The following is a 16189-nucleotide window of genomic DNA, read 5'->3' as shown; positions in this document are numbered from 1 at the left end:
ACACCGTCAATCGAGCATGGATGAGGGGCAAATACGATGAGTGAGCCGATCCGCCGCTGTACGGTCGCCGACGTCGCCCGCGAGGCCAAGGTTTCCAAGGCCCAGGCCGCGCGTGCCTTGGGCGGCTACGGCGCCGTCAGCGAAGAGGTCGCGAGCCGGGTGCAGACAGCCGCCCGACGGCTTGGCTATCGACCCAATGAACTGGCACGCAGCATGAGCACTGGGCGCTCACGCAGCCTCGGCGTAGTGGTCGGTGACATCGAGAACCCCCACTTCGGCCTCGCTACCCGTGGCATTTCCGATGCCGCTAGACAGGCCGGCTACCATGTGATCCTCGCCAATACCGACGAGAATCCAGAAACCGAGCGCAACGCCGTACGCGTGCTGATGGACAAGCGCGTCGATGGGCTGATCGTCGCCCCCTGCAGGTCGAACGATAACGCCCATCTCCAGGAAGTGATCAATGCAGGTCGCGCACTGGTACTGTTCGACCGCATGGTCGCTGGGCTGGAAGTCGAGGTGATCAGTGCCCGCTTCGAGCGCGCTGCCGAACGCGCGACCCAACGGCTCATCGCACAGGGCCATCACCGTATCGCCTACCTCACCAGCCTGCGCCTCGAGCGTCCCTATGAACGGCTCACCGACCTGGGCAGCTCCCCCGTCGCCCAGCGTGTCGCCGGCATGCAGCGCGCCCTAGCGCAGGCAGGACAAGTCCTCGATCCCGGGCTGGTCCGGGCCAACGCAACCAATCGCGAGGCTATCGCCAGGATCTGCGACGAGCTGTTCTCGCGCCCCTCGCCGCCTACCGCGCTGATGGCCTCGGATAACTTGATCGCCCTCGACCTATTGCGCGAGCTCAAGCGACGCGGACTCGAGATTCCCCGCGATATCTCTCTAGTGATGTACGACGACTTCCCCTGGACCGAACTGGTCACTCCGGCACTCACCGTAATTGCCCAACCGGTCTATGCCATGGGCCATGAGGCAGCCAACCGGTTGATCAGGCAGCTCCACGGCGAAGCATCCGAGCCTATCCCGAACTTCGATGCCGAGCTGATCGAGCGAGGGTCGATCGGCCCTGTCACTTGCGCAACGCCGCGACAAGGCCGGTAGTCCTCTTCACCGTCGCCGGTCCAGGCACCCTTTTCGTCGACGCAAGCGGTTTCCCGCCAGTCACCGCCTGAACCGAAAGGTGGAGGGCGAATTACGCCACTAAAGTCTCATTCCCATACTCGATCAGAATTGATTCGAGTCAATGAGTGAGATCCGGCGACGCACTAGCGTAGGAATTTCCTCTCATCAGGAACGAATGATCGCAAAACAAAGATAAAGGAACGGAGGCGATATGAATCCCTTTCTGCACGGTAGCCTATACGGACTGATCGTTTGCGCCGTCATTGCCGTACTGATGGCGCTCTCTCTATTACTCAATCGGCTGAGCAGCATGACGAAAGACAGGCTGGGCAAGGAGGACGACATCCTTTGGGTGGCGGCGGCCATCGGCCTGGGTGTCGGCGCTTATGGGGCCACACTGGTCGCGGCACTGCTGGTGGAATCCGACCTGCCGGCGAGAATCACCGCGGCGTTGGGCTCCGCGGCGCTGGTCTTTGGTCTTTTCCTCTGGCTCGTCTCGATCCATGAAAAGAAGAGATCGTATGCGGTGACGAAAAAGATCTGAGGCATGAAAACGCCCGCGCTGATCGCGCGGGCGTCGTCGTTTACGGCGAAGCGATATGGGTGGATCAGTAGCCCAGCCGTTCGAGCATCGTGTCGATCGGCTCCGCGGGCGGGCGGCCGTAGAAGGCGAGCAGCGCGCCGGTGCGGTTGGTGAAGAAGCCGTCGACGCCACCTGCCTGCACCCGGGCGAAGTCCACTTCGTCATCGACGGTGTAGGGATGGATCAACAGCCCGCGCTGGTGGGCCGCGCGATTCATCCACGGCTGAACGAGGTCGGGATAGCTCTGCTCGCCACCTGCAGCCAGCGCAACCGAGGGGCCGACGCCGATCGCACCCTGCGCCTTGGCCCAATCGAGCCAAGCCAGGTAGTCCTCGGACGAGCGGACCCGCAGGGTCGCATAGTAGCGCGCCGGGTCCTCGCCCTCGCCCATCGCTGGGCCATCCGCGGCGGGGATGTAGCCGTCGCCGAGCCATAGCAGCAGGATCTTCGGCACCTGCGGCATCTCGCGCTGCAGCGCCTCGAGGCTCGCTTTTTCGAAGGTCTGCAGCACCACCCGCCCGGGCATCGCCGCTACGTTCACCGTACCCTCGCCCTCGGCACGCGGTGCCAGCCAGCCCCGGCTGGCGAGTTTCTCGCGCAGCTCACGCTCGATACCGGGGAACTGGCTCGGCTGCTTGGTCTCGATGTAGAGGCCGGGGCGGTTGACGCCGCCTTCGGCGATATCGATCACCTCATCGAGGGTCAGGATCTCGAGCCCGGCGAAGGTCTCACGCGCGCGCTCGGGGAATGCCCGGTTAAACCAAGTGCCGGCATCGAGCGACTTGAGCTCCTCGAGGGTGAACGCGCTCACCGGCGCATCCGCGCGATCAGGGAAGCGCTCGGCCACGTCGCTGGTGCGTCCCAGAGTGTCATCATGCACCGCCACCAGCACCCCATCGGCGGTGCGCTGAAGATCGAGCTCGAGATAATCCGCCCCCTGCTCGCGCGCCAGCAGATAGGCCGCCCGGGTCGACTCGGGTGCATCGAACGACGCCCCACGATGGGCGATCACCGCCGGACGCGGCACTCCCAGCCGCTCGGCCAGCGCGATCCCGCCCTCCTCCCTTGGCACCTCGCCCGGCGTCTGCGCCCCCGCGGTCGTGATCCCAAGACAGATCAAGGCCATCGTCATCATCGTTCTCATCAAAAGGCTCCGGAGGGTGGATAGCGGTAGCGCTCGTCAGCAGTGTAACGAAGGCTACCGACGAAACCACCGCGGCGACTAGAGCCAGTGCTGGGCGCGTATCCGCTCACCATCCTCGAAGCGCGACGCCCGAAACGGCCGAGGGTCGACGATCGGCTCGTCCTGGGTCACCAGGTCGGCGACCAGCCGGCCTGCGGCAGGGGCGATGCCGAAGCCGTGGCCGGAGAAGCCGGTGGCGACGAAGGCGCCCGGCAGCCGCTCGACCGGCGAGATCACCGGAATCGCATCCGGCATGGTATCGATCAGCCCTCCCCAGCTCTGCGCCACTTCGAGACCGGCGAAGCCGGGCACCGCGCGACGGAGCCGGTCGATCATCGTGGCCAGCGCCGGTGCGTGCGGGGCGGGGTCGAGTACCCGATGGCGTTCATAGATCGATACCGCATCCGCGCGACCGGGGCGCCAGTGAAAGGCCTCGTCGAAGCTGCGCGCGCCGACCCTGAGACTGAGGCTACGGTGCTCGACCCGATAGGCGGGCAGGAACAGGCGGGCGAAACGCAGGTTGTCCGGGGTCAGCTCGACCAGATTGGTCGCCGAGCTGGCGATCGTCCAGCCGCCGTCCAGGCGCTTGCGGAACGCGACACCGCCGAGGCTGACACAGGGTTCGATCGGCAGTTCGAGCGGCCGGGTGCGAAGCACCGAGGACAGTACCTTGAGCTGCGGCAGCCGTTCGCCGACGCCCTGGAGCAGCAGCCGCGACCAGGCGCCACCGGCGACCACTACCGCCTGGCAGTCGATCACGCCATGCTCGGTGACCACTTGGCCGACCCGACCCGCCTGGCGCTCGATGGTACGCACCGCGCAGTGCTGCTGCAGGTTGAGCCCTCGCTCGATCGCCGCCATCGCCATTGCCGGCGCCGCCTTCTGCGGTTCTGCGCGGCCATCGGCGGGCGTCTCCAGCGCGCCGGCCAAGGGTTCGGCGAGCCCCGGCACGCGCTCGGCCACCTCTGCAGGCGACAGCATCCGGCTGTCGAAGCCATGCTCGCGCGCATGTTCGATCCAGCGCAGATGGCGGTCGCGCTGCTGCTCGTCGCGCGAGGCGTAGAGGATGCCGTGGCGACGAAAGCCGGTCTCCCGGCCGAGCCGCGCATTCATGCCCTCCCACATCCGCATGCTCGCCTCGATCAACGCCAGCTCGCGAAGATCACGGCCGGTACGCCGGCACCAGCCCCAGTTGCGGCTCGACTGCTCGGCGGCGATGGTGCCTTTCTCGAGCAACACGGTTTCGATCCCTTTCTCCACCAGCGCAAGGGCGGTTGCGACCCCCACGATGCCTCCTCCGATCACTACCACCTCTGCGCGACGCGGAAAGCGATCGGAAGAGGGCACTACATCGACGAGCGGCCCCATCGGACATCCTCGTTATTGTCGTTGACGAATTGACGGCACCCGAAGCCTCAGTAGGCGTCTTCGACCGTCCAGTTGACCGGAATCTCGCTGATGCTGGCGCTGCTCGGCAGTTCAAGCACGGTGCGTACGATCCGTGCCAGGTCTTCGGGCTGGGTCATTCGCTCGGGCGCGAGCTGGGTCAGCGCAGTGCCCATGTCGGTGGCGACGAAGCCGGGACAGATCGCGGTCGAGCGAATCCCGTGGGGTTCGCCGCACTTGCGCAGTCCATGGGCGAGCGCCAGCACGGCGAACTTGCTCATCGAGTAAAGACTCGAGCGCTCCGCCTTGACCCGCTTGGCGGAGAGCGAGGCCAGGGTGACTATCCGCCCCTCGCCGCTCGCTACCAGGTGGGGCCAGAGCTTGCGGGTCAGCCGCATCGGCGCTTTGACGTTGACGTCGAAGGTGGCGTCGAAATCCTCATCACTGGCTTCGAGCACCGAGAGCGGGTTCATCACCCCGGCGTTATGGACCACCGCGTCCAGCCGTGCGAAGCGCGCCAGGGTCTGATCGATCCAGGTCTCATCGGTGCTGGGGTCGAGCGCATCGTAGCGACAGGCGATCACCGGCAGCGAAGCATCGAGCACGACCTCCTCGGAGCGGCGGCAGCCGAGACTCACCGCCCAGCCGTGGCTGAGCAGCTCCTGCGCGATCGCCGCGCCAATGCCGCGGCTGGCGCCGCTGATCATCGCCACGCGGGGCGCTCCGGCGGCGGTATCGATGGTCGTCATGGTCATATCGGCACTCCTGATCGGGTCGAACACGCCTCAGTGCTGGCCGAGTACGCGCTCTGGGGAAGTGAGCCTGCGATCCAGCGGGTTGAGATACGGCTCGATGAGCGCGATCTCCTCGCGCAGCAGCGCGACGTAGCGCTCTATCAGTTCTGGCGTCAGCCGTGCGGAAAGGAAGGTCAAGCTGAGCGAGGCGATCGGCCCGGTCTCGACCACGTGCAACGGCATCGAGATGCCGGCGACGCCGGGCAGCAGTTCGCCGCTGTCGAGCGCATAGCCCTGTACGCGCGTCTGCTCGATCAACTGCCACAGCCTTTCGTCGCTGAGTGCCGGATAGGCAGCGATCCGCGGACGGTTGCGCGCGACGATCTCCTCGCACTGCTCCTCGGGCAGGAAAGCGAGCATCGCCAGGCTGCCGGGCCCGACGCCGAGCGGTACCGAGCCACCGATCGACCCGGTGAGGGTCTGCAGCAGGCAGTCGCCATCGTAGCGATCGATGCACACCGAATCATCGCCATCGCGCGCCATCAGCATCGCGGTCTCACCCGTCGTGCGGCGCATCCGTTCGAGCGCCGGCTGGCACTGGCTGCGCAGCCCCGGGCCGTTGGCGGCCTTGGCGCCGAACACCATCAGTTTGGTTCCGAGCCGGTAGCGGCGGCCCTCCGGATCGCGATTGAGCAAACCGTGCTCGACCAGGGCATTGAGAATCCGGTGGCAGGTCGGCTTGTTGAGGTTCGAGCGCTCACACAGCGACTTCAGCGTCTCGCCCTCGCTATTGCCATCGGCGACCAGATCGAGCAGCGCAACGGCACGGTCGAGCAGCTGGGCGCCGCTCTTGGCACGAGGTATCGTCATTTTCGCCCCTTCGATATTCCATAATATGGAATATTAAATCGATATGTGCCGTGATGTGGAATTTTTCTTGACGCAAGAATTAGCATATCGGAGGCTAAAGTGCCAATCACAACCATCGATCACCCAGTCCGCCACCCTGGTCGAGGCACCGGATCATCACGCTCGTGACTCGATCACCCCATGCATGGCGACCCTCATAGCAACAACAAAAGGATCCAAGCATCATGTCATTGCGTAACGCACTGCTCGCAAGCCTCTCCGGTGTCCTGCTGCTCGGCACCCTCGGCGCCCACGCCGATACGCTCGAGGACATCAAGGCACGTGGCGTGCTCACCGTCGGGATCAAGAACGACTACCAGCCCTACGGCTACCTCAACGACCAAGGCCAGAACGTCGGCTTCGAAATCGAGCTCGCCCGCTACATCGCAGCCGAGCTGCTCGGCTCCCCGGACAAGATCGAGCTGGTGCCCGTGGTCGCGGCCAACCGTATCGAGTTCCTCAACACCGGCCGTATCGACCTGGTGATGGCTACCCTCGGTGTCACCCCTGAGCGCGAGAAAGTGATCGACTTCACAGTGCCGTACGTCTCCGCCGCCGGCGCGTCGATACTGGCGCGCAAGGAGGCCAAGTTCACTCAGTGGGAACAGCTGCGCGGCCAGAACGTCTGCGGTATCCAGGGCTCGTTCTTCAACAAGACGGTGACCGAGCAGTACGGCATCCGGCTGGTCAACTTCACCGCCCTGCCGGAAGCCTATCGGGGGCTCAAGGACAATCGCTGCGTAGCGATGGCGTTCGATGACATGAGCCTGCGCAAGAAGCTCGAGGAGCCGGGCTGGGAGGACTACAAAATCGCCGTCGAGCCCTACGAGTACCTGCCGATGGCCGGCGGCGTGCGCAAGGGTGACGAAGCCTTCCTCGAGGCGGTCAACGCAGCGATCGTCAAGGCCGAGGGCGAGAACAAGCTGATCGAGTGGGAACGGGACTACGACATGCCCGCCTCCGAATACATCGCCCAGCGCGCTGAAGCCGCACGCTCGGCCAGCGAATGATCGGGTAGCACATGTTCGGATTAGACTTCACTTGGCTGCTCGATCCGACCTACCAGGGATGGTTGGTCGAAGGGGTGTGGATCACCTTGCAACTCGCGGCGGTATCGTCGCTGGCAGCGCTGGTGATCGGCCTGTTCGGTGCGCTGGGGCTGACTTTGCGGCTCTGGTGGCTGGATGCGCTGATCGAGCTGTTCGTCGAGGTGTTCCGCAACACCCCGCCGCTTTTGCAGATGCTGTTTTTCTACTTCACCCTGACCCAGCTCGGCTTCACCATCGAAGATCCAGTCACCGGGCTGCAACAGCCGCTGTTCAACGCCTTCTTCTCGGCGTCGGTATCGCTCAGCCTGTTCGGTGGCGCGCTCTGCGTCGAGGCCTTTCGCTCAGGGCTCGACGCCGTACCGAAGGCGACCCTGGAGGCTGCGCGCTCGCTCGGCTACGGTCGCTGGGCGCTGTTTCGTCGCGTGCAGGCACCGATCGCCACACGGATCTGCCTGCCGGGGCTGACCAACGTGCTCACCAACCTGTTCAAGACCACCTCCCAGGCCTCGGTGATCACCGTGCCGGAGCTGATGTACGCCGCCGGCCAGGTCTACAACGATACCTTCCGTACCCTGGAGGCGATGCTGCTGGTGCTGGTGATCTACGTGGCCCTGGTCAGCCTGCTGAGCTGGGCGCTGCTTCGTCTCGAGCGGCTGTTCGCTTATCCCGGCTACGGACAGGGGGTGTGAGATGGTGATCAATCCAAGCTACGAACAGCGCAAACGCCTGCTGCTGGTCGGCATCCTACTGACGGTGATCGCCCTGGTACTGGTCGACGCCGCCCGCGGCGGCTCGGCCGAGTGGAGCCGGGTGATCGCTCGCCTGCCGCTGCTGTTGACCGGAAGCGCCCAGGGTTGGCCGATCACCGGTGGCTTCCTGCTCAACGTGGTCATGGGTATCGCGTCGATGGCGATCGCCACCGCGGTCGGCACGCTGCTGGGACTATCGCTGCTGGCCCGGCGCAGGCTGGTTCGCCAGCCCGCGTTCGTGGTGATGAACTTCCTGCGCAACGCACCCTGGCTGGTGGTGCTGTTCGCGATGCTCTACCTGCTGCCCTATCGGCTCACCCTGCTCGGCGTCACGTTCGAATTCTCGCCGCTGGCCAAAGCGATCATCGGCTTGAGCCTGCCTACCGCTGCGAACTTCGCCGAGGTGATCCGCGGCGCGGTGCAGTCGGTGCACGCCGGCCAGTGGGAATCGGCACGCTCGCTCGGCTACAGCACCGCACAGATCTACCGCCGGGTGATCCTGCCCCAGGCGTTTCGCCGCATGATCCCAGGCTGGATGAACCTCTATGCGCTGCTGATGATCGCGACCTCGCTGGCCACCGTCACCGGGGTGCAGGAGGTCGTCACCCTGCTGCGCACCACGCTTTCGATGGAGAGCGAAACCACGCTCGTCTACTTCTACCTGGCGGTGCTGGCGATGTTCTTCGCGTACTGCTACCCGATCGCTCTGCTCGCCCGTCGACTGGAGAACAAGACCAAGGGAGATTCGCTATGACCTCACGCAGCGAAGCGCTGATCGAGCTCGACGGCGTACGCAAGTCGTTCGGCGATACCGAAGTGCTCAAGGGCATCTCGCTCAACGTCGGCAAGGGCGAGGCGGTCTGCGTGATCGGTCCGTCCGGCTCCGGCAAGTCGACGATCCTGCGCACCATCAACGGCCTGCTGCCCGTCGACGAGGGCTTCATCCGGGTCGGCGAGCATCGTGTCCATGAGCTGCGCAGCGACCGGGAGATGCGCCCGCTGCGCCGCCAAGTGGCGATGGTGTTCCAACAGTACAACCTGTTCCCCCATCGCACCGTGCTCGAGAACGTCGCCATGGCACCGGTCCAAGTGCTTGGCCACGACCCCGAGGAGGTACGCGAGCGTGCGGTCCGGCTGCTCGCCAAGGTGCACCTGGATGGCAAGGAGTCGCGCTATCCCGGCGAACTCTCCGGCGGCCAGCAGCAGCGCGTGGCGATCGCCCGGGCCCTGGCGATGCAGCCTGAGGTCATCTTGTTCGATGAGGTCACCGCGGCGCTCGATCCGGAGACGGTGAAGGGCGTGCTGGAGACCATTCGCGAACTCGTCGTGGAGGGCATGACCTGCGTACTGGTGACGCACGAGATGCGCTTCGCTCGCGAAGTCTCCCACCGGGTCTGCTTCACCGACCATGGCCGGATCGTCGAGTCCGCGCCGCCCGCCGAGCTGTTCGACGCCCCGCAGGATCCACGCACCCGCGAATTTCTCGCCCAGGTGCTGTGACTTGCCGAAGAGAATCCAGATGGCCAGAGATGACGCAGTATTCAGCGATGATTTCGTTAAGCGCCCCTATTGGTGGGACGCCGCCCCGCCGGAAACCTGTCTCGAGGCGCTGCCCACCGAGGTCGACGTCGCCATCGTCGGCTCCGGCTATGCCGGCCTGAACGCGGCGATCGAGCTCGCCCGGCACGGGCGCCGCGTAGTGGTGCTCGACGCCGACGAGCTCGGCAGCGGCGCCAGCACCCGGACCGGCGGAATGGTCAGCAGCGGCCAGAAGCTGGTGGTCGGCGGCGCGATCAAAGGCATCGCTCCCGAGCTGTTCCAGCGCATGATCGAGGACTCGATCGCCTCGTTCGCCTTCATCCAGCAGTTGGTCGAGGAGCAAGAGCTCGACGCCGATCTCGAGATCAAGGGCCGCTACTTCGGCGCCCACGCGGCGAGCCATCTGCCGAGGCTTTATCAAATGGGCGATATCCTCGCCCGGGTCACCGGGGTCAAGGTGCATCGCTTCAATCGCGACGACCAGCACCAGGTGATCGGCTCGGACTACTACCACGGCGGTATCCTGGTCGACGACTACGGCGGCCTTCACCCGGCCAAGTACCATCGCGCGCTGCGCGAGCTGGCCCGGCGCCACGGCGCCGAGCTGCGCTCCCACGCCCGGGTGCTGGAGATCAAGCCGGCGAGCCGCGGCAAGGTGGTCCTCACCCAGCGCGGTGCGATCGAGGCCCGCGAAGTGCTGGTCTGCACCAACGGCTACACCGATGCCACGCCAACGCCGTCGCTGGCGCGCCGGGTAGTGCCGGTGCGCAGCTACCAGATCGCCACCGAGCCGCTGCCGCCGGAGCTGATCGAGCGGCTGGTACCGGGCGGGCGGATGATCACCGACAGCCGTCGCGACCTGATCTACAGCCGCCCCTCTCCAGACGGCAGCCGGCTGCTGTTCGGCTCGCGCCCCGGTCTCTACGAGATCGACGAACGCCAGGCCGCGCTCAAGCTTCGCGCACGCATGCTCGAAGTCTGGCCGGAGCTCGCCGACTACCGGCTCAGCCATGCCTGGAGCGGCAAGGTAGCGATGACGGTCGACAAGACCGCCCACGTCGGCACGATGGATGAGGCGCACTATGCGCTGGGCTGCAACGGCAACGGCGTGGCGCTGATGAGCTGGCTCGGCTACCGGCTGGCGCAGAAACTGCTCGAAAGCGCGCCACGACCGCTCTCGTTCGACCGCGAGAAGTTCCAGCGGCTGCCGTTCTACGACGGGCGGCCCTGGTTCCTGCCACTGGCGAGCGGTTGGTTCCGGCTACGCGATGGGATCGAACGGCGCTGGCGGTGAGCCGAAGCGCCGCGGCCATGAGCACAGGGAGCAACCAAGCGATGCAGACGATACGCACGGACGTAGTGGTGGTAGGACTCGGTGCCATGGGAGCTGCCGTCACCGACCAGCTCGCCTGCCGTGGAGTCGCAGTGGTCGGGGTGGACCGCTTCGCCCCCCCGCATGATCGCGGCTCCAGCCACGGCGAGACCAGGATCACGCGCCAGGCCGTCGGCGAAGGCGCCGCCTACGTCCCGTTCGTACTCGCATCGCATCGTCATTGGCGCGAGCTCGAGAGCGCATGCGGCGAGTCGCTGTTCGAAGCCTGCGGCGCGGTGGTGATCGCCGGTGCGGCCGGTCGCGGCTCGCATCACGGCAAGCAGGACTTTTTCGCCACCACGATCGCGACCGCCGAGCGCTTCGCCATCGAACACCGCTGCCTCGACCGTGATGAGCTGGTCGCCCGCTTCCCCCAGTTCGCCGGGATGCATCGCGACCAGCATGCCTACTTCGAGCCCGGTGGCGGCTATCTGCGCCCAGAGCGCTGCATCGCCGCGCAGCTGGCGCGGGCCGAGCGCGCCAGCGCGACGCTTTTGGTGGATACCAAGGTGGAACGGATCGACAGCCGCCCCGGTGGCGTCCGGGTGATCACCGACAAGGCGGTCATCGAAGCCGATCGGGCGGTGGTCGCCGCCGGCGCCTGGGCGACCGACCTGCTCGGCGCGCCGTTCGAGCGCCTGCTGACGGTACGCCGCCAGACCCTGCACTGGTTCGGCCTGGGGGCTGACGCACGCTTTCCTGCCGATTCGCCGGTCCACATCTGGATGCATGGCGCGGGAGACGCGGACTACTTCTATGGCTTCCCGCCGCTACTGGGAGAGCGAAGCGTCAAGGTAGCCACCGAACAGGACCAGGTCGCCACCCATGCCGACCAGCTGGATCGCCAGGTTGCGGCGAAGGAGTCGCAGGCGCTGTTCGAGGCCCACCTGCGCGGACGCCTCGCCGGGGTCTCCTCCCGCGTGGTCGACGCCGCCGCCTGCCTCTATACCGTCACCCCGGACCAAGGCTTCATCCTCGATGACCATCCCACCATGCCCGGCGTTTTCGTCGTCTCGGCCTGCTCGGGGCACGGGTTCAAGCATTCGGCGGGTATCGGTCAAGCGGTCGCACAGCGGCTCTGCGGTGCTGAGAGCGAATTCGACCTCGCCCCCTTCGCGCTGGAGCGCTTCGACAGCTGAGCAGTACCGAAGCGGGGCGGTGATCACCGCCCCTTGGTCGGACTGACCCCAAAGTACTGCTTGTACTCGCGGGAAAACTGCGAGCTGCTGCGATAGCCCACGGCGCTCGCCGCCTGGGCGACCTGGCAGGCGTGCTCGGCCAGCAGCGCGCGCGCCTTGAGCAGCCGCAGCCGCTTGAGGTACTGGAGCGGCGCGAGCTGGGTGGTCGCCTTGAAGTGGTGATGGAAGTGGGATGCGCTCATGTTCGCGGCGCGGGCCAGCCTGTCGACGTTGAGTGACTCGGCGTAGTGTTCGTGAAGAAAGCGCAGGGCCTCGGCAATCCGTGGATAGTGGCCGCCGTCGAGCACCAGGCGACGCAGCGCCTCGCCTTGGGCACCACGCAGGGCGGCGAAGATCACCTCTCTCAACCTTGCTGCGCCGAGCGCGCGGCACAGCACCGGATCGAACAGGCAGTCGACCAGCCGCGACAGAGCCTCACCGAACTCGGCATCGATCTCCACCGCGGCCATCGGTTCGGGCGCCGGGTCATCCCTGCGCCCCGGCAGCTGGGCGGCGAGCTCGACGAGCGATGCCCTATCGAGGCGAATCGCGAGCCCGAGCAGCGGCGCCTGCGCACTGGCATGGGTCTCGCACTCGAACGGCAACGGCATCGCCTGGACCAGATAATGTCCGGCACCGTAGTGAATCACCCGGTCACCGAGAAAGCCGATCTTGCCCCCCTGGACGATCACCACCAGTCCGGCGTTGTAGATCAAAGGCGTGCGGCGCTGGGCGCAGCGGCTGACCAGCAGCTCGACATCTTCGAGCATGGAAGCCTTGAAACCACCGCTATCGGCCAGCGAAGCGAGGCGAGGGGCCAGGCGACCAGCGTAGTCGGCCGCGACCGAGGGCGGTGCGGAATGCTCCAGGATGGTCATTGCATCAGCCTCCGTTTCCGTTACACCGTAACATCATGCAGGAAAAACACCGTCCCCTCCTCTATTGAAGAGGGAATTCCATAGGATCAGGCAAAAAGAACGCAGGATCCTGCATGGCACTGAAGCCCCTTGGCAACCACACTTGTACTCACTGGGTGGCGGCCCTTGGGCCTGCCGCCTCCTCACCTTTCGGGCCGATTGCCCGTTGTTCTGCCAGGAAACCAACATGTCCAATACTCGATCCTACGCTGCACTTTCCGCCACCAAGCCACTCGAGCCTTTCAGCTTCGATCGCCGTGCGCCGCGCCCCGACGACGTGGCGATCGAGATCCTCTACTGCGGGGTCTGCCATAGCGATCTGCATTTCGCCCGCAACGACTGGGGCTTCAGCACCTATCCGGTGGTGCCGGGCCACGAGATCGTCGGCCGGGTCACCGCGGTGGGCGACGAGGTCGAAGGCTTCAAGGTCGGTGAGATCGTCGGCGTCGGCTGCATCGTCGACTCCTGCCGCCACTGCGAGGCTTGCGAAAAAGGACTCGAGCAGTATTGCCTCGAAGGCTTCACCATGACCTACGGCAGCCCCGATCGCCACGATGGCACCACGACCCAGGGCGGCTATTCGGACAAGATCGTGGTCAGCGAGCGCTTCGTCGTTCATATGCCCGATGGGATCGATCTCAAATCCGCCGCGCCGATCCTCTGCGCCGGGATCACCACCTATTCACCGCTCAAGCACCATGGCGTCAAGGCCGGTCACAAGATCGGCGTGATCGGCATGGGCGGCCTCGGCCACATGGGGGTCAAGCTGGCCAAGGCGCTCGGCGCCGAGGTGACCCTGTTCACACGCTCCGAGTCGAAGGTCGCGGAAGCCAAGCACCAGGGCGCCGACCATGTGGTGGTCTCCACCGATGCGGCGCAGATGGAAGCAGTCGCTGGGACCTTCGACTTCATGCTCGATACCATTCCGGTGCAGCACGACTTGAACCCCTACCTCAAGGCGCTCAAGTTCGATGGCACTCACATCCTGGTCGGCCTGATCGAGCCGATCGAGCCGGCGCTCGACGCCTTCGAACTGGTGTTCAAGCGTCGCGTGGTCGCGGGCTCGCTGATCGGCGGACTCCCCGAGACCCAGGAGCTGCTCGACTTCTGCGCCGAGCATGGCATCGGCTGCGACGTCGAGGTCATCGACATTCAGAACATCAACGAAGCGTTCGAGCGGATGCAGAAAGGCGACGTCAAGTATCGCTTCGTGATCGATATGCAGTCGTTGAAGAACGCCGCCTGATCCCAGGCGGGGTGAATCGGCATCGCGTCATAGCGACGCGGTGCCGAACAGATCACGCTCGAGCGGTACGCCTTCGAGTTCGAGCAGGTAACGTTTGACCGGCAGCCCACCGCCGAAGCCGGTGAGGCTGCCGTTAGTGCCGATCACCCGGTGGCACGGCAGCACGATCGGCAGCGGGTTGCGTCCGTTCGCAGCACCCACCGCGCGCACCGCGCGAGGGGCGTCGATCCTCGCTGCGAGCCCGGCATAGCTGAGCGTCTCGCCATAGCCTATCGTTGCAAGCGCACTCCACACCAGGCGCTGGAACTCAGTGCCCCGCGGCGCGAGCTTGAGCTCGAAGCGCCGGCGTCCCTGGTTGAAGTATTCGTCGAGCTGGGTCCGCGCCTCCTCGAGCAGCGGATGCTCACCCTCTCGCCAATCGTCTCCCAGCCGATAAGGATGGCGGGGATGCTCGAACTCGATCAGCCGGAGCCCCTCGTCGTCCGCGGCCAGCAGCAGCCTGCCGACGGGACTGCGGATATGCGTATAGAACGTCATGCTGGTTTCTCCTTGCGAAATGCGACGCGCCGCACGATCAGCCACTGACCGCCGATGGGCGCTGCTTGGGAGCTCGCCGGCCCGGCTTCGGAGCGTGGAGCTGCGCCTCGCGCCAGAGCTGGATCACCGCGTAACCGCGCCACGGCCGTATCGCTTCGAAGCGCGCGATCAGCGCCTTGGCGGTCAAACGATCGCCTGCGCCCGCGATGCTTCTCTGCACGACGAGGTCTTCAGCGGGTAGCGCATCGGGATGGCCGAGACCGCGTAGCGCGATGTAGTGGGCGGTCCACGGGCCGATTCCCGGCAGCCGGACCCAGCGGGCGGCGAACTCCTCCAGCGACCGCTCGACGCGAAAATCCACCTGTCCTTCGAGCAGCGCCACCGCCATGGCGCGCAGCGTCGCTGCGCGCGCGCGGGCCAGTCCGAGCGCATCCAGATCGCCCTCGGCGAGCGCTTCGGGGGTAGGAAACAGGCGCTCGAGCCCTGGAGCGAAAGGCTCGGCCAGAGCGATACCGAAGCGCTGCACCAGCCGGCTGGTCAAGGTACGCGCGGCGCTGACGCTGATCCGCTGGCCGATCACCGCGCGCACCGCGATCTCGAAACCGTCCCAGCCGCTCGGCAGGCGCAGCCCAGGGCGGCGCTCGACCAGCGGCGCAAGTCTTGGGTCCCGTGACAGCACCTCGGCGATGGCATAGGGATCGGCATCGAGATCGAACATCCGCCGCAGCCGGGTGACGATCTCCAAGAGCTTCGTGGTCGCCGCGCCGTGCAGTTCCAGGCGCAGCGCATGGGCGCCGTCCGGCCAGGCACTGACCCGCAGCCAGCCAGGCTGCTGAAGGTCACCGACCACCCGGGCGTAGCTCGACGCATCGACCCGTTCGATACCGGGCAGCGCGCGACCGCGCAGGAAATCGAGCATCGCCTCGAAATCGTAAGGGGGACGGTAGCCGAGCCGCAGGGTCAGCGTCGTCCCAGCGCCGCCGGCCACCCGCGAGCGGCCGCGCAGCTCGCGTGGGGCGATACGGTAGGCATCGAGGAAGGCGGCGTTGAACCGTCGCTGGCTGCCGAACCCCGCCGCCAGCGCTATCTCGGTGATCGGCAGCCGGGTCTCGGTCAGCAGCTGCTTGGCGAACAGCAGCCGCCGCGTGCCGTGCACCTGGCTCGGTGTGGCACCGAGGCGCTCGACGAACAGCCGCCGCAGCTGCCGCTCGCTTAAGCTTAGCCGCTCGGCCAGGTGCGCCAGCGGTCGTTCGGCAAGCACCCCCTCATCGATCAGTTTCAGCGCCCTCGCCAAGCGGGAGTCACCGCGCCGCCAGGCGCCGCTGCCCGGTGCAAGCTCAGGCCGGCAGCGCAGGCAGGGGCGGTATCCCGCCGCCTCGGCTGCCGCGGCGCTGGCGTAGTAGCTCACATTCTCCGCCTTCGGCGCCGGGGCGGGACACATCGGCCGACAGTAGATCCCAGTGCTGACGACGGCAGTGAAGAAACGTCCGTCGAAGCGCGGATCGCGGCTAAGTCTCGCCCGCTCGCAAACCTCCGAGCTCGGCAGCATGTCGTCGATGGTCATGTTCATCGCTCGACGGTAGCACTCTCCCCAGGGGGTAACTAGCCGGATCCGGACATCATTGCCGAGAAAGCGAAACTTTCCCCGCCGCGCCGTGTCGCACCCACCAGTG

Annotated in this window: 16 protein-coding genes; 9 read left to right on the top strand and 7 right to left on the bottom strand. The window is 66.0% G+C overall.

Translation table 11 applies throughout. The features are described from left to right. Positions 1–36 precede the first annotated feature (36 nt). Both Q376_RS0115255 and Q376_RS0115250 read left to right on the top strand, forming a co-directional pair. Positions 37–1113 (top strand): LacI family DNA-binding transcriptional regulator, encoded by a 1077-nt coding sequence (locus tag Q376_RS0115255; protein ID WP_027351039.1) that lies wholly within the window; start codon positions 37–39, stop codon positions 1111–1113. Between the two features lie 232 nt (positions 1114–1345). Continuing rightward, entirely contained in the window at positions 1346–1678 is a 333-nt protein-coding gene (locus tag Q376_RS0115250; RefSeq protein ID WP_027351038.1) for a hypothetical protein, read from the top strand. Between the two features lie 64 nt (positions 1679–1742). Here the strand turns inward: Q376_RS0115250 and Q376_RS0115245 are convergent, their stop codons facing one another. The 4 genes from Q376_RS0115245 to Q376_RS0115230 form a co-directional block, all read right to left on the bottom strand. Beyond that, complete coding sequence (locus tag Q376_RS0115245) at positions 1743–2861, bottom strand: glycerophosphodiester phosphodiesterase (protein WP_027351037.1); 1119 nt, start codon at positions 2859–2861, stop codon at positions 1743–1745. Between the two features lie 78 nt (positions 2862–2939). Then, on the bottom strand, positions 2940–4268 hold the full coding sequence (locus Q376_RS0115240) for an NAD(P)/FAD-dependent oxidoreductase (RefSeq protein ID WP_027351036.1): 1329 nt from the start codon (positions 4266–4268) through the stop codon (positions 2940–2942). Between the two features lie 47 nt (positions 4269–4315). After that, positions 4316–5041 carry an SDR family NAD(P)-dependent oxidoreductase gene (locus Q376_RS0115235; RefSeq protein ID WP_245598971.1) on the bottom strand — a complete coding sequence of 242 codons (726 nt, stop codon included), beginning with the start codon at positions 5039–5041 and terminating at the stop codon, positions 4316–4318. A gap of 30 nt (positions 5042–5071) precedes the next feature. Continuing rightward, the gene (locus Q376_RS0115230; protein ID WP_027351034.1) at positions 5072–5890 is read right to left on the bottom strand and encodes an IclR family transcriptional regulator; all 819 of its coding nucleotides are present in this window, start codon (positions 5888–5890) and stop codon (positions 5072–5074) included. Positions 5891–6114: 224 nt separating this feature from the next. Between Q376_RS0115230 and Q376_RS0115225 the strand changes: the two genes are divergently transcribed. The 6 genes from Q376_RS0115225 to solA are packed head-to-tail and all read left to right on the top strand — an operon-like array spanning position 6115 to position 11777. Beyond that, on the top strand, positions 6115–6939 hold the full coding sequence (locus Q376_RS0115225; RefSeq protein ID WP_027351033.1) for a transporter substrate-binding domain-containing protein: 825 nt from the start codon (positions 6115–6117) through the stop codon (positions 6937–6939). An 11-nt stretch (positions 6940–6950) separates the two neighbouring features. After that, positions 6951–7667, top strand: a complete 717-nt coding sequence (locus tag Q376_RS0115220; protein WP_027351032.1) for an amino acid ABC transporter permease — start codon at positions 6951–6953, stop codon at positions 7665–7667. A gap of 1 nt (position 7668) precedes the next feature. Further along, the gene (locus tag Q376_RS0115215) at positions 7669–8481 is read left to right on the top strand and encodes an amino acid ABC transporter permease (protein ID WP_027351031.1); all 813 of its coding nucleotides are present in this window, start codon (positions 7669–7671) and stop codon (positions 8479–8481) included. Beyond that, positions 8478–9227, top strand: coding sequence for an amino acid ABC transporter ATP-binding protein (locus tag Q376_RS0115210; RefSeq protein WP_027351030.1), 750 nt, complete (start codon positions 8478–8480; stop codon positions 9225–9227). Before Q376_RS0115215 ends, Q376_RS0115210 begins: the two co-directional genes overlap by 4 nt. Positions 9228–9246: 19 nt before the next feature. After that, positions 9247–10560 (top strand): NAD(P)/FAD-dependent oxidoreductase, encoded by a 1314-nt coding sequence (locus tag Q376_RS0115205; protein ID WP_027351029.1) that lies wholly within the window; start codon positions 9247–9249, stop codon positions 10558–10560. 41 nt (positions 10561–10601) lie between these two features. Continuing rightward, entirely contained in the window at positions 10602–11777 is a 1176-nt protein-coding gene (gene solA, locus Q376_RS0115200; RefSeq protein WP_027351028.1) for an N-methyl-L-tryptophan oxidase, read from the top strand. Between the two features lie 23 nt (positions 11778–11800). Here solA and Q376_RS0115195 read toward each other — a convergent pair whose 3' ends face one another. Beyond that, a complete protein-coding gene (locus Q376_RS0115195) occupies positions 11801–12694 on the bottom strand; it encodes an AraC family transcriptional regulator (protein ID WP_027351027.1) in 894 nt (297 codons plus the stop codon). A 226-nt stretch (positions 12695–12920) separates the two neighbouring features. On the opposite strand from Q376_RS0115195, the gene Q376_RS0115190 reads away from it, so the two are divergent. Beyond that, a complete protein-coding gene (locus tag Q376_RS0115190) occupies positions 12921–13979 on the top strand; it encodes an NAD(P)-dependent alcohol dehydrogenase (protein ID WP_027351026.1) in 1059 nt (352 codons plus the stop codon). 27 nt (positions 13980–14006) lie between these two features. Here Q376_RS0115190 and Q376_RS25550 read toward each other — a convergent pair whose 3' ends face one another. Together Q376_RS25550 and Q376_RS0115180 are read right to left on the bottom strand one after the other, a co-directional pair. Beyond that, entirely contained in the window at positions 14007–14516 is a 510-nt protein-coding gene (locus Q376_RS25550; protein WP_027351025.1) for a methylated-DNA--[protein]-cysteine S-methyltransferase, read from the bottom strand. A gap of 37 nt (positions 14517–14553) precedes the next feature. Beyond that, positions 14554–16080 carry an AlkA N-terminal domain-containing protein gene (locus Q376_RS0115180; protein ID WP_027351024.1) on the bottom strand — a complete coding sequence of 509 codons (1527 nt, stop codon included), beginning with the start codon at positions 16078–16080 and terminating at the stop codon, positions 14554–14556. Positions 16081–16189: the final 109 nt, after the last annotated feature.

Source organism: Halotalea alkalilenta DSM 17697, assembly GCF_000621205.1.
In the GTDB taxonomy this organism is placed as follows: Bacteria; Pseudomonadota; Gammaproteobacteria; order Pseudomonadales; family Halomonadaceae; genus Halotalea; species Halotalea alkalilenta.
The sequence above is the reverse complement of the archived record's forward strand: the minus strand, read 5'-3'. Positions and strand labels throughout refer to the sequence as shown.